12 protein-coding genes and 1 pseudogene are annotated in these 13,210 nt (G+C 61.5%); 2 read left to right on the forward strand and 11 right to left on the reverse strand.

The window, feature by feature from the left end:
• Positions 1-61: 61 nt before the first annotated feature.
• The 7 genes from DWY03_RS08315 to DWY03_RS08345 all read right to left on the reverse strand — a co-directional run bounded on the left by DWY03_RS08315 (position 62) and on the right by DWY03_RS08345 (position 8,144).
• Entirely contained in the window at positions 62-955 is an 894-nt protein-coding gene (locus tag DWY03_RS08315) for an aldose 1-epimerase family protein (protein ID WP_117840432.1), read from the reverse strand.
• Positions 956-1,034: 79 nt separating this feature from the next.
• Entirely contained in the window at positions 1,035-1,904 is an 870-nt protein-coding gene (locus DWY03_RS08320; protein WP_117736608.1) for a hypothetical protein, read from the reverse strand.
• Positions 1,905-2,133: 229 nt separating this feature from the next.
• Entirely contained in the window at positions 2,134-3,003 is an 870-nt protein-coding gene (locus tag DWY03_RS10155; protein ID WP_197032819.1) for a MerR family transcriptional regulator, read from the reverse strand.
• Positions 3,004-3,083: 80 nt separating this feature from the next.
• On the reverse strand, positions 3,084-3,662 hold the full coding sequence (locus tag DWY03_RS08330) for a UbiX family flavin prenyltransferase (protein WP_117840433.1): 579 nt from the start codon (positions 3,660-3,662) through the stop codon (positions 3,084-3,086).
• 199 nt (positions 3,663-3,861) lie between these two features.
• Positions 3,862-5,352 (reverse strand): UbiD family decarboxylase, encoded by a 1,491-nt coding sequence (locus DWY03_RS08335; protein ID WP_117840434.1) that lies wholly within the window; start codon positions 5,350-5,352, stop codon positions 3,862-3,864.
• A gap of 142 nt (positions 5,353-5,494) precedes the next feature.
• Positions 5,495-6,952 (reverse strand): SLC13 family permease, encoded by a 1,458-nt coding sequence (locus DWY03_RS08340; RefSeq protein WP_197032820.1) that lies wholly within the window; start codon positions 6,950-6,952, stop codon positions 5,495-5,497.
• A 244-nt stretch (positions 6,953-7,196) separates the two neighbouring features.
• The gene (locus DWY03_RS08345; protein WP_158558642.1) at positions 7,197-8,144 is read right to left on the reverse strand and encodes an isopentenyl-diphosphate delta-isomerase; all 948 of its coding nucleotides are present in this window, start codon (positions 8,142-8,144) and stop codon (positions 7,197-7,199) included.
• A 152-nt stretch (positions 8,145-8,296) separates the two neighbouring features.
• Between DWY03_RS08345 and DWY03_RS08350 the strand changes: the two genes are divergently transcribed.
• Both DWY03_RS08350 and DWY03_RS08355 read left to right on the forward strand, forming a co-directional pair.
• Positions 8,297-9,541 (forward strand): MFS transporter, encoded by a 1,245-nt coding sequence (locus DWY03_RS08350; RefSeq protein WP_231500816.1) that lies wholly within the window; start codon positions 8,297-8,299, stop codon positions 9,539-9,541.
• A gap of 50 nt (positions 9,542-9,591) precedes the next feature.
• Positions 9,592-10,038 carry a low molecular weight protein-tyrosine-phosphatase gene (locus DWY03_RS08355; protein WP_117840436.1) on the forward strand — a complete coding sequence of 149 codons (447 nt, stop codon included), beginning with the start codon at positions 9,592-9,594 and terminating at the stop codon, positions 10,036-10,038.
• Between the two features lie 194 nt (positions 10,039-10,232).
• Here the strand turns inward: DWY03_RS08355 and DWY03_RS10350 are convergent, their stop codons facing one another.
• The 4 genes and pseudogenes from DWY03_RS10350 to DWY03_RS08370 form a co-directional block, all read right to left on the reverse strand.
• Positions 10,233-10,565, reverse strand: coding sequence for a DUF4143 domain-containing protein (locus DWY03_RS10350; RefSeq protein ID WP_370446052.1), 333 nt, complete (start codon positions 10,563-10,565; stop codon positions 10,233-10,235).
• Between the two features lie 587 nt (positions 10,566-11,152).
• Positions 11,153-11,680 (reverse strand): annotated as a pseudogene (locus tag DWY03_RS10355) (AAA family ATPase); the annotation flags it as partial.
• A gap of 154 nt (positions 11,681-11,834) precedes the next feature.
• Positions 11,835-12,164: a TIGR04076 family protein gene (locus tag DWY03_RS08365; RefSeq protein ID WP_117840437.1), complete on the reverse strand. Its 330-nt coding sequence runs from the start codon at positions 12,162-12,164 to the stop codon at positions 11,835-11,837.
• Positions 12,157-12,981: a PfkB family carbohydrate kinase gene (locus tag DWY03_RS08370; RefSeq protein WP_117840438.1), complete on the reverse strand. Its 825-nt coding sequence runs from the start codon at positions 12,979-12,981 to the stop codon at positions 12,157-12,159. Before DWY03_RS08370 ends, DWY03_RS08365 begins: the two co-directional genes overlap by 8 nt.
• Between the last annotated feature and the right edge of the window lie 229 nt (positions 12,982-13,210).

Genomic DNA, 13,210 nt, shown 5'->3' on the forward strand with positions numbered 1-13,210 from the left:
AACGGCGGAACCTAAGGGCGCAGCGTCGACCGGTCCGCCGTTCGCTAGAACGGCGGAACCTCTAGAGCAAGGTGACGCTAAAGCTGCGGACGTCTGTCTCGCCCGGCGCCAGCGCAATGGTGTTGACCTTGTGCTCAAAGACGTCGTCCTCGGTGTCCATGGTGGTGTGGCCGGTCCAAGGCTCAAGCGCCACAAACGGGGCGTCGTTGGCGGCAGACCACACGCCAATGTACTTAAAGCCCTCAAAGTCGATCTTGACGCCGTGGCCCGACTTGCGACCGCGCAGCGTGAGCGTGGAGCCCGGGGTATCGGTGAACATGATGGCGTCGTTATCGAAGCTACGGTGCGTGATGGGCAGCACGTCAGAGTTATCGGGGGCCTTGTAGCTACCCTCAAACGTCATGAGGCCATCGGGCGTGATGATGGGGGCCTCGTTGGTCCAAGCCTCGGTAAACGCCAGCTCGTAATCCTCGAATGCCTCGTCCTCGGCACCGGGGGCGGGCACGTTAAATGCAGGGTGGCCGCCCACCGAGAACGGCAGGTCCACGTCGCCGGTGTTCATAACGGCAAAGGTCTGCGTGAGCGTGGCGTCGCCGGTTAGGGCATAGGTCATGCTGAGCTTAAAGTGGAAGGGGAAAGCCTTGAGCGACTCGGGCGTGTCGGTGATCTCGTAGGTGACGGACGAGCCGTCCTCGGAGACCTCGACCAGCTTGTGCCCGACGATGCGCGCGAGTCCGTGGCGCGGCATCTCGCAGGTACCGGCCGCAGACGTCGCAGTGTTGTTGCGCAGCGAGCCCACGATGGGGAACAGAATGGGCGCGTGCTTGCCCCAAAAGGCCGGGTCGCCCTGCCACAGATACTCGTTGCCGTTGAGGGCAAGGCTCGTGAGCTGGGCACCCATGGAATCGATGGCCGCGGTGAGGCCGCCGCGCTTGATGGTAGTGACGGTGGACATGCTACTTCCTCCAAAAATAAACAACAGTATCGAGGGCTATTGTCCCACTCTTGGCGGCGGGGTTGAGCGTCAGGCGCAGTTATTGAGCAATAGCGTAAAGGTCAAACCCGCCCTGCGGCGTGCTATCGACCGTATCGGGCGCCCGTGAATTAAAACTCACCGGAACCATGCGCTTTGAGGCGCGGTAACGCGTGCCGTCGGTGGCGACGGGCGGCTCATCAACCGTGAGCTCGTAGTCGCCGGGCTTGAGCTCGATACCGTCACCTTCGGAATTGACGTATTGATACTCGTCGATTGCTTGTCCCCTGAGCGTGCGGCCCACGATATGGACGAGCATTTGGCTATCGCCGCGCGCGGTATCCCACGTCGCGCCGTCCTTAACCTCGACCGACACATGCACCGAGCGCGTGCGGCTGAGCGATTGCTCGACGGACATCTCGACCTTGGCGGCGTCTTTGCGCTGTTGTTCAACATGGCTCCAGACGTTTCCAATTGCCGAGCAAGCGATGACGCCGGCCATGAAGGCGATGAGGATGGGGCCGAGTGGTGAGCGGCGGGCCGCGTCTTCCTCGCGAGCCAGGTTGGGGCGATGCGTGGGGGCGGGCGCCTGGGCACCCTGCGCGGGCACGTCGAGTATGCTGAAGGATGCCGTGCTGCCGGGGTCGATGTTATGGCGCGGCTGCGGGGTCTTGGCCGGCGAGATGGACATGTCCGCCGGCTCACCGAGTGTGGCCGTGGCATCGGCCTTAGCCTCATCGGCCTCGGCTTGGGCCCAAGCCTGCTCAAAGGTCAGGGGCTCGGCGGCATCGGAGGCGGCTTCAGGCTCGACACCGGCGTCATTGCCGACCTCGTCCTCGTCGCTCGACACGTCACACGGAGCGGGCTCGTCCCACTCTTCGTCCGGAGCCTCGCCCTCGCTATACCACCATTCAAAGTTATCGATATCCATACGGGGCGCCCCTTAAGCCTCGCAAATTAACACTTGCCAGCCTTATACCCCCAGATGGCACGGCGGCTCGCATGGAATGTGACAAAGGGACTATCCCTTTGTCACACGGCCAGACGTGAAAACTTATAAACTTGCAGATTTTGCAAGTTTATAAGAAATGAGCGACCCTCCTCCGCTTCAAAACAAGCTTGCGATGCTATTCGGATGTGACAAAGGGACTGTCCCTTTGTCACATCTGGAGGGCGACGGGGATTTGGATGCAGCAGAAGTCCTCTTGGTGGGACTCGTCATAGCTCGTGGTATCGAGGTAGCAAAAGTCGAAGGCGTTGCCAACGGGCTGGAGCGCGTGCTCGTCCATGCAGGCCACAATGGCGCGGATGCCTTCGGGCTCGTACGGCATGCCCCAGCGGCTCATGCACAGGTATGTGCCCTCGGGCAGCACTTCGATGCCGATCTCTGCCAGCTCGGCAGCGTCGCTCGGCAGCAGCTCCTCGGCACCGCGCGGCAGCACGGCAAAGGAGCCGGCGCCGGCAATAGGGTCGTCGGAATGCAGCGCCTCGCGACGCAGCATGGCACCCCAGCCGCGCATGGGGCGCGTGCCCGTCAACGTACGCATGCGCAGGATGGCCCGCATGAGCGTGGGGTGAAGCATTGAGCGGCCACGCTCAATATCGCCCGGAAACTCCTCAAAGACCACGAAGCGGCGCTCGAACTGCTTGAGCTCCGGTTTGCCCTCGCGCTCGCGCCAATAAACCGCCTCGTCGTAAAAACTCAGCCGCTCCTGCACGCTCGCGCGCTCGGATTTGAGGCCGGCAATCTGCTTGTCGAGCGCCTGCACCCGCGAGCGCAGGTGATCGGTCATCTCGCCAATGTCGAACGTCGAGGTCAGACGGTCGATCTCGTCGAGCTCGAGCCCCGGGTCACGCAGCATGCAGATCAGCCGCATGAGCGGGATCTGCGTGGGCGAATAGAAACGGTAGCCTTTTTCGTTAACCACGGCGGGCTTAAACAGGCCGATCTTGTCGTAGTAGATGAGCGTTTGGCGCGAAACGTTAAACAAGCTCGCCATCTCGCTGATCGCATACATGCCCGTCTGCATAGATCCTCCCGACACACCAAAGCCCGCCGCCCACAGGGGCAGCGGGCTTAAACACTATTCGTATCCTACCCTAAAGACGCCTATGACCAGCGCTTATAGTTTGCGCATGACACGCCGACGGCCTCGAGCGCCTTGGCGGCGATGTGATGCACCGCGTCGTCGAGCGTGGCGGGGCCGTTGTAAAACGTGAGCATGGGCGGCATGAGCATGACGCCCGGTACGCGCGCCAGACGCGCCATGTTGTCGACGTGAATGGCGCTGAAGGGCGTCTCGCGCACCATGAGCACCAGGCGGCGCTGCTCTTTCATCTGCACGTCGGCCGCACGCAGCAGCAGGTTTTCGCTGTAGCCGCTTGCGATGCCGGCGAGCGTCTTCATGGAGCACGGGGCCACGATCATGCCATCGACCGGATAGGTGCCGCTTGCGATGGCGGCGCCGATGTTCTTGTTGTCGTAGACCACATCGGCATGCGCGGCAAACTCGTCGAGCGTCATGCCGAGCTCCTGCTCGATGGTGATCTCTCCCCCACGCGTGACGACAAGCGCCGACTCGGCACCGGCCTGACGCAGGCACTTGAGACACTCGAGGCCCAGCGCAGCGCCGCTGGAACCAGAAACGCCAACGACAATGCGACGGGGACGAACAGAAGACTCAGGCATGACAACTCCTTGACTACTTGGTAGGGCTTACCAGCAACAACAAAATGGCGGCTATAGGTCGGGCAATGTCAGCGAGCGCGCGCCTGGCGAGACAAGGTGCCCCGAAACAAGAAGGCATAGGGCTTATGCCCATGCCTTCGCAGCTGAGGGGCAGATTGTCCGCCAGGCGCGGGCGCAGCGTCGACCGGTGCGGCGTTTGTTAAAACGCCGCAATCTCCCTAGCCCACTTGTCCTTGTCGATCTCCATGAACTGCGAGCGGATGAAGCTCTTCTTGAGGTTGAACGGGACCGTGCAGTCGAAGATGGCCTTGCAGGCGATGCCGTGCTCGCGGATCGTGGGGTCGAACGCGGGATCGTTGGACGGGTCGAGCACGTGGCAGTGGCAGCCGGGGATGGTGATGAGGTCGACGTCGGCCTGGAAGCGCGTGGTCATGGCCCACATCACGTCGCTCATATCGAAGATATCGACATCCTCGTCAACAAGGATGACGTGCTTGAGCTCGGAAAATGCCGAGAAGGCGAGCATGGCGGCGTTGCGCTGACGGCCCTCGTCATTTTTGCTCGACTTCTTGAACTGCATGATGGCAACGAACTTGCCGCCGCCGCAGGGGGCGGCGTGAACGTTGAGCAGGCGGCCCGGGATAGCGGTCTCGACCATCTTGTAGATGGAAGCCTCGGTGGGGATGCCCACCATGGAAACGTGCTCGTGCGAAGGACCGATGCAGCTCTCCATGATGGGATTGACGCGCGTGGTGACGGCGGTGATCTTGATCATCGGGCAGACCTTGGCGCCGCCGGTGTAGCCGGGGAACTCGGGCATGGCGTAGCCGTGGCCGTTGACGTCCTCGTTGATGGTCTCGTCGTGCATGAGGTAGCCCTCGAGCACGTACTCGGCATTGGCGATGCACTTCTGCGGAACGGTGACGCAGTCGGCAAGCTCGACGGCGTGGCCGCGCAGGGCGCCGGCGATCTGAAGCTCGTTGAAGCCGAGCGGCGTGGTGGGAGCCTCGAAGCCGCAGCACATGTACACGGCGGGGTCCAGGCCGATAGAGATGGAGATGGGCATGTCCTCGCCGCGCTGGCAGTACTCGTCAAAGAACGCGCCCAGGTGACGGCTGCCGGGGGTAATCCACATGGCGAGCTTGTCCTTGTCGACGCAGGAGAAGCGGTGGATGGTCACGTCGGACTGGGAGCCGTCGGGGCTCGTACCATAGGCGAGACCCATGGTGATGTAGGGGCCGCCGTCGACGGGCGTGTTGGTGGGGGCGGGAACGATCTTGCGCAGGTCAAAGCCCTCGTCGGTCGCCTTGTACACGACCTCCTGGCAGTCGACGTGCGCACCCTCGGCGATCTGCTCGGGCGCGATCAGGTTCTCGAAGCGCTTGCCGATCTCGAGGCCCAGGTGCTCCTCGTCCAGGTCGAGCAGGGCGGCAACGCGCTTGCGGCTGGCAAGCATGCCGATGCAGACCTTGGCATCGTCAAAGCCCTTGACGTTGTTGAAGACCATCGCCGGACCCTCTTTGGTCGGACGCATAACGGTGCCGCCGGCGCCGACGTGACGATAGACACCCGAGACCTCGGCGTCCGGGTCGACCTGGGTGTCGGTCTCGAGCAGCTGGCCCGGCATCTCGCGCAAAAAGTCGAGCGCGGAGCGCAGGTCGTGGATCTGGGAAGCATCGGTAGTGGACATAGCGTGCTCCTTTCGGGAGAGTGCCCGGCGGCGGGAGTGCCGCCGGGCTGGGGAACGTAGTGGGGCCACGGCGCTCATGGATGGGGCGCTCGGGCACTCGCAGTTCAAGCACTCGGCTAATTACAGCCAAGCACTCGACCGTTTACATCAGGCCAAAGAGATGGAACCAGGCGGCCTCGACCAGCACGACGATAAAGACGACCGCAGTGAGGGGAATGCCCATGCGCATGGCCTCTTTGGAGGTGTAGCCGCCGGCGTCCTTGCCCTCGCCGATAAGGATCGGCAGGTTGTGGAACGGCAGGATGTAGTGGATGTTGATGGACGTGAAGACGATGAGCGCCACGGCAAGCGGGCTTACGCTGGAGCCGGCCGCGAAGCTGATGAACGCCGGCACGCACACACCGAGCACGGCCATGACCGAGCCCATGAACATGTGGATGATCATGGAGAGCGCGGCGACAAGCAGGGCGAACAGGAAGATGTTCTCGGGCACGGAGCTGGGAAGCACAACATCGGCGATCCAGGCGTTCATACCGGTGGCACCGCCCACGGAGCCCACGGCCATGGCGGCCGTCAGGAACATGAGGGACTTGATGTCGACGGCGCTCCAGCTAGCGGGGGTGAGAACCTCGCCGATGATGGGCATGGCGAGACAGACGCCGATGGCCAGGGTGACCCAGCCGATGTAATCGCCCGAGACGGTGAGCCACAGCGCGATGGCGATGACAAGCCACACGATGGTGCGAATCTCCTTGACGGAGAGCTTGCCGAGCGCGGCCTGCTTAGCCACGATCTGCTCTCGATCGTAGACGAGCTCCTTGCTGGGCTTAAAGAGGAAGAGGCCCAGGAACAGGGTGCACAGCAGCGCGACCAGCATAGGCACGCTCATGTAGAGGAACCAATCGACAAACGACGGGCTCATGCCGCCGGCCTCGGCGCTGTACTGCGCAACGAGCGGGTTGAGTGTGGAATCGCCCGTCAGGAAGAACATGGAGCCCGGAGCGGCAGCGGCAAACACAAGGAAGCCGAGCTTGCCGCGGTCGTCGTCACCGTAGCCGGCGGACTCGGCGATGACCGAGACGACGGCGAGGATGAGGAAAGCGCGGGGGAACGGATGCGGGATCAGCAGCGACAGCACAAAGGTGAGCGCGAAGATCGAGATGATGAGCGACTTGGCGTCGCGCACGAACTTGAGCATGAACGCATAGGCGATGCGCTCGCCCAGGCCCGACTCCTTGACCGCGCTGGCAATGAGATAGGCGCCGATGACCAGCCACATGGTGGCCTTGGTCCACGAGCTAAACGTAGAGGCGACCGTCGCCGAGATGCTCGCGGCGCCCGTGTCGTCCACGCACACCTTGAACAGAACGAGCAGCGCGCAGTAGAGCAGGCCCACAAAGCCCGGCTGCGCCACGCCACATGCCCAGAACACCACCGTGGCGAGCGTCAGTGCCAGACAGGTCTGGCCACCGACCGTGAGCTCGACCGTCGAGCTCAGCTCCGCCAAAGGAAGAAACTTCACCAGCAAAAAGACAACGATACCCAGCACAAAGCCAATTTCGCGCTTGGTGATCTTAAACGCCTTCTTTTCCGCTTCCATCTCCCCACCTTTCTTGTTGGGGGCGCTCCGGATTCGCGGCCACGTTGCCACTTAAAAAGGGGCGCCCGTTATCGGACACCCCTTACGTTGCGCTGTGTTGTGGCAATACAGTCAAGCGGGATTTTTGGATGAGAAGCGATCCTCTGGACAAAAAGCGTCACAACATTCGACGCTTTTCCTCGTTTTCGAGATTTTCATCAAATGTTGTGACGGTTTGGATGTGGCAAAGGGACTGTCTTTTGTTTCACATAGCGAGATCCGTACGGATGGATGGGTCGCTGAGGGCCTCGCGGAGCCAGGGGGCCAGCTGCTCGGGGCGACCCCGCAGGTAGCCGTCGAGCTCGGGCGGGGCGACCGGGCGCACCTCCGAGATCTCCTCTTGGTTGATATGCAGCTCGCCCGGCTCAACATGGGCTACGAACACCTCGCACCATTCGCACTCGCAGCGGCCGTCGCCGTGGTCCTCGCGGTACACCACGTGTCCGAGGTGCTTGAGCTGATCGGGCTCGCGCGTGATGCCAAGCTCTTCGTTGATGCGACGTGCCGTGGCGGCCGCGACGTCTTCCCCGGGGAGCGGATGGCCGGCACAGCCATCGGCCAGCACCCCGCCCCACAGGCGTTTGAGCGGACTGCGACGACAGAGCAGCAGGCGCGCGTCTTCGCCCTGGCCCTCGACCAGAAGCGTCAGAAATGCCTGATGCAGGATTCCCTCGCCGGTATGGGCCTCGATGCGGTCGACGGGGCCAAGCGCCTCGCCGGTCGCGGCATCGACCGCCACGACCTCGGCGCCTGCGCCGCCCTCATCCCAGCCGGCGCGCAGAATGCGGGCTGCGGCCTCCTCGAGCGCGGCGATGAGTTCCTTGGTGGTATCGAGCATGCGCCGCAAGTCGTCCGCGGTCGCGTTCTCCACATGAAAACCCGTGCTTGCAACTACCGGCACGCCAAAGCGCGTGGCCAGCGCCGCCGCAATATCGTGCGCCGGAATTTCGTCTCGATGGCACGGAACGGCCAGGATGCTCACCGTCGCCGTACGGCCGGGCTCGGGGCGAGGAATGGCCTGCGCCGTGGCGCCCAGGTGCGCAAACTCCGGCGAGCAGGCGTACACCGCCATGCCTCGCGGCGTCACCGTCAACTGGGCCTCGAGCGCAAACTTGCCCTCGCCCACTACAACCTTTGTCGTGTGCATACCCATGGGATCTCCTGTCGCCCGCAATGTACCTGAGACCATCTTCGCCTGTATTGCGACTATACAGGCAAGCGCAGCCTGCGACAAAGGAGGCAGGCACCTGACACATTCTGTTAGAGTTGCAGGGATTGAATCCCGCTTATTCATGCGACATTGGAGTGACAACCTTGACCGCCGCAACCACGCCTAAAAGTAAGTCAACCGCCGCCGCGCTCTCCCCCGCGCGCACCAGGCTCTGCCTGGCGCTGCTCGTGCTGCTGGGATTCTCGCTCGGCTGCTCCGAGTTCGTGGTCATCGGCATCGAAAGTGACTTGGCGACGGAACTCGGCATATCGCTTGCCGCTGCGGGCCAGCTCATCAGCGTTTTTGCACTGGTCTACGCCATCGCGACGCCGGTGCTTGCGCTCAGCACGGGGCGCTTCCGTCGTTACCAGCTGCTCGTGTGCTACAGCATTATCTTTGTGCTCGGCAACCTGGTCATGGCGTTGGCGCCCAACTTCCAGGTGCTCTTTATCTCGCGCATTGTCCTGGGATCCGTCTCGGGCGCGCTGCTCGCCGTGGGCGTGACGTACATCCCCGAGCTGCTGTCCCCGCAGCAAACTTCGCTTGCCATCTCGGTCGTGTACGGCGCGTTTTCCGTGGCGATGGTCTTTGTCACTTCGATCGGCAAGTTTGTGGCCGACACGCTCGATTGGCACGTGGCCATGTACGGTACGCTGACCTTTGCCGTTTTGATCTGCGGAGCGCTCGTGGCGTTTATGCCGCGCGCCGGACAGACCGACGAACCCGCTACCTTCCGCGAGCAGGCGGGTCTGCTACGCGAACCGAGCATCATCACCGGCATGCTTATCTTTTTGTTTGGCGTGGGCTCGGTCTATGTATTCTACGGCTACGTTACGCCTTATCTTGAGCAGGTGCTGGGTATGGGCACTGTTCAGGCGAGCACCACGCTTATGGCCTACGGCGTGTTCTGCCTGATCTCGAACATCCTGGGCGGATGGATCGACGCACGTTTTGGCATGAAGGCACTGCTTGTGACGTTTGTGCTGCAGGCTGCGGCGTTGCTCGGGCTGTTTGCCGTGGGCGGCACCATGCCGCTCGCGCTGGTCTTTGTCTTTAGCTTGGCGCTGCTCATGTACCTGTTCTCAGTCTCGTGCATCACACACTTTATGGACGTGGCACGCAGCCGCCATCCCAAATCGATGGTACTCGCGAGCTCGGTAGAACCCATGGCGTTTAACGTCGGCATTTCGTTTGGCACCGCAGTGGGCGGCGCCGTGGTGAGCAGCGTTGGCATTGCCTACGTTGGCGCGGTTGGTGCCGCGTTCTCGCTTGTGGCCTGGGCGCTTACGCTGGTGACGATTAAGCTGGCTCGCTGGGAGCGCAAGCGGGCGAGGGCGTAAGCGCAGATGCGATACTCGAGCTCGATGATGGCGATCGAAAGGAACCGCGCATGCAACGCGTACTGTTTATCTGCTATGGCAATATCTGCCGCTCGACGATGGCTGAGTCGGTGTTTACCGAGCTCGTGCGCCGCGCCGAGCGCGAGGACGAATTTGTCATTGACTCCGCCGCCACCTCGACCGAGGAGATTGGCAACCCGCCGCATCACGGCACTGTTGCCAAGCTTGCCGAGGTCGGGATTCCCGTTGTCGCACATCGCGCGCGTCAGGTACGCCGCGCGGAGTATAGCGACTGGGACCACATGGTCTATATGGACAACGAGAACGCCCGCGGCCTGCGCCGCATCTTTGGCAAAGACCCCGATGGCAAGATCTCACGCCTGCTCGATTGGACCGATCGCCCCGGCGATGTGGCCGACCCGTGGTACACCGGCAATTTCGATGCCACTTACCGCGACGTACTTGCCGGCTGCACCGCACTGCTCGAGCAGCTGTAGGTTCGCGAGCGCGCGAACCGCGCTATCAGCATAAATCGAGCGTGGATTATCTCCCACTTTGAGCATTCAAGCGCACTTAAAACGGGAGAAAATCCACGCTCATTATCGCGGAGGGAGAAAATCCTCGCTCGGCTACTCGTCGACGATCTCAGTGCGACAAAGGGACTGTCCCCTTGTCGCATTCGGGACTGACCCTAGACAGGTTTGACCTCCAGCTTTATCCCCTCGGCACGGAAGTCGCTCAAAACATCCGAAAGGGTCCAAGTCGCATACAGAGGCAGATAGAGAACGGCGCCGTCGCGCTCAACGTTGCCTCTCGAGAAAACAATCCCGCGCTTTACGCCATACTCGGCCGTTTCAAGCACATGGCCCAACGCGGCGTGCGCATGGTAATACGTCCCCGATTTAACCTCGATGGGCACGGCCGTTCCATCCGGGCCGTCGATAACGAAATCGACCTCGCCCCGTTTCTTGGTCTGGTAGTAATACAGCCCCCTTCCCTGGGCAGCCAGCTGTTGAGCCACCACTTTTCGTACACGCCGCCGAGGTTGGGCTCCTTGCTGTCGAGGTACGCCGCTTGGGCGACCCCGATGGGATAACGGGCCATCAGCATCCCGGTATCGGACTGGTACAGTTTGAACTGGGACGGTCGCGCTGTCTTAAGCAGCGGGAACTTTGGCTCGGTTACGATATCGGTCTTGAGGGCGACGCCGGCATCGACGAGCCAGACGAAGTCGCGCTGGTACTTCTCGAAATGGGCCTTGGGGTCGATCGAGTTGAGCACAAAACGCTTGTTCTCGCCCTCCAGCATGACAGGAAGCTGGTCGAAGATACTCTGCACCTGGAGCGTGCGCCCGTTCGCGTATTTCGAGATATCCCGACGGTATTGCCCGTTCAGCTCGGACTGGAGCTGGCGGACAGATGCCAGATCACCCTGCGTGTCGAGAAAGCGCTGCACGATCTCCGGCATACCGCCGACGACGATATAGGTCCTGAAGTTTGCCATCATTGCGTCGTGAATATAACCAGGAACCGGCGTCTCGTTGCGGCACGCATCGCAAATCGAGCGCCGCGCCTCTTCGCTCACCCCGATTGCCCAGCTGAACTCCTCAAAATCCAGCGGGAACATCCTGAGCTCATGGACATACCCCACGGGATAAGACCTGACGCCCTTGAACTGGGTCCCGAGCATTGACCCCGAAAACGCCCAGCGGCACCCCCCGTCCTCAACAAGGAACTTTGCCATCGTCATGATGTCGGGGGCCTCTTGGACCTCATCGATAAACACGAGCGTTTTGCCCGGTGCTATCGGCTTTCCCGAAAGAAGCGTCACCCTGTTAATGAAATCATCGGCATCTCGCGCCTCGAGCAGAGCGTCCCTTGCCTGGCGGTTTTCCGCGAGATTGAGCTCGATATAGGCTGCGTAGTTTGACTTACCGAATTCGCGAATCGAGTAGCTCTTGCCGATTTGGCGAGAACCCGTGACGAACAGCGCCTTTCGTTCGATGGATCTCTGCCAACGATTAAGCTCGTCTGCGATTTTCCTGCGCAACATAAGCTCTCCCTTCGCCACGATAAATGAAATGCAGAAATTATTAGTAGCGAAATCGGATGAAATGCAGAAATTTGACCTTACTCGCATACAGAATATAGACGAGAGCGCCTAAGCATAAGCGAGCTCATGATTCCCATATACAAATCGAGCGTGGATTTTCTCCCACTTCGAGCGTTCAATCGCGCCCAAAACGGGAGAAAATCCACGCTCGATGTTTCAATGGGAGAAAATCCTCGCTCGGCTACTCGTCGACGATCTCGGCAAGCCAGACGTTGAGGGTGTCGACCTCGGGGCAGCAGAACTTTGCCGTACCAGACTCGTTGCCAGGCACGGTTCCGCCATAGCGCAGGATATCAATATAGGGAAAGCCCACGTGACAGGCCATGGCGCACATCTTGCCGCGGTCTCGGTCAAAGTCAAAGACGTCGCCCGGCTTGTGACCATGGTGGCAGCGGCACGTCCCCAGCTGGTCCACGCAGCTCACGCGGATACGCGGCCGCTTGCCACGCGGCGCGCCGAGCGGCTTGTTCTCGCCCGCAGGCTTGATGCCGTTCTCGCCAGCGTTACTCATGGTCGATCACGTCCAGGCAGGCCTCGATGGGAAGACCGGCTGACTTGTCCTCTTGGTCGGCATTGCGCTCGATAAGCTCGGCCACCACGCGCATGGCATCGCTCGTCGCGCGTTGCAGGCTCCAACCGGCCATAACGCGGCCGACGAGCACCGCCGAGAACGTGTCGCCCGTGCCCGGGAAATAGACCGGGATCAGGTCGAAGGGAATCGTGAAGTACTCCCCCGCTACATGGTCGTAACCGATAACCGCGTTCGTACCATTGACTACGGCGCTCGTAACGACCACCGACTTGGCGCCCAGGGCACGCACAGCATCCACAAGAGCGCGGCCCTCATCCGGCGTGATTTGCTCGGCAATGGGCGTATCGGTGAGCAGACATGCCTCGGTGTAGTTGGGCACCGCGTAGTCGGCGCACTCGAGCAGGCTGCGCATGAGGCCGATCGTGGACTCGGGCACGCCAGCGTAGAGCTTGCCGTTGTCGCCCATGATGGGGTCGACGAACACCTTGGTGCCCTTTTGCGCGCGGCGGTGGCAAAAGTCCGAGATGATGCGCGTCTCTTCCTCGGTCACGATAAAGCCGGTCGAGATGGCGTCGAACTCAAAGCCGAGCTCCTCCCAGATGGCGAGGCTCTGGCGGACATACTCCGTGGTGTCGTGGATGTAGAACTTGGGGTAGTTGAGCGTATCGGAAACGAGGGCCGTCGGCAGGTTGTGGATGCGATAGCCCATGTGCGACAGCACCGGCAGCATGGCGGAAAGCGCGACCTTGCCGTAGCCGCACATATCGTTAATCAGCAGCAGCTGAGTATTCTTCATGAGGGTCTCCCTTGTTTCGGGCGCGGCGCGGCAGCGCCACAGTGCGACTAAGTGTAGCGCAGGGGACGTTGCGAGCGGAGTCGAGCGGCGCGAAGGGCAAATTGTTGCGGAAAGGTTTCGGAAAATGATCCCTTTTCCTCCGTCCCCCACGGACCATTGGCACAAGAGCAATGCTGCAGATAGAGGATGGACAGACACTATGACCCAATCCGAGGGCACTAAAAAGATA

The sequence above is a fragment of the Collinsella sp. AF23-2 genome, assembly GCF_003459245.1.
Taxonomy (GTDB): Bacteria; Actinomycetota; Coriobacteriia; order Coriobacteriales; family Coriobacteriaceae; genus Collinsella.